This window comes from Methylobacterium platani (genome assembly GCF_001653715.1).
Taxonomy (GTDB): Bacteria; Pseudomonadota; Alphaproteobacteria; order Rhizobiales; family Beijerinckiaceae; genus Methylobacterium; species Methylobacterium platani.
Genome location: NZ_LWHQ01000085.1, coordinates 1,207 through 1,648, shown reverse-complemented (window position 1 = coordinate 1,648; position 442 = coordinate 1,207). Strand labels below are relative to the sequence as shown.

Annotated in this window: 1 pseudogene; it reads left to right on the top strand. The window is 80.5% G+C overall.

The annotated features are described in order from the left end of the window. Positions 1 to 442 (top strand): annotated as a pseudogene (locus A5481_RS35780) (CoA transferase); the annotation flags it as partial.

Here is a 442-nt window from a genome sequence, read left to right as displayed (position 1 = left end):
CGGTCGCGGCGGTCGGTGTGGCGCTGGCGGAGCTGATGGAGGCCCGCTTCGGTCGCCGCCCGGAGGTGAGCGTCGATCGGCGCCTCGCCGCGCTCTGGTTCTCGCGCAGCCTCGACCCCCGGGGCTGGGCGCCGCCGCCGCTCTGGGACCCGGTCGCCGGCGACTACGAGGCGGCGGACGGCTGGATCCGGCTCCACACCAACGCGCCGCACCATCGCGAGGCGGCCCTGGGCGTGCTCGGCACCGTGCCGGAGCGGGCGGCCGTGGCGGCCGCGGTCCGGCGCCTGCGGGCCGACGACCTCGAGGCCGCCGTGGTGGCGGCGGGCGGCTGCGCCGCCGCGATGCGCACGGCGGAGGCCTGGGCCGTCCACCCGCAGGGCATGGCGGTGGCGCGCGAGCCGCTGGTCGCGTGGGAGCCGGGCGAGGCGGGACCGGACGGCCT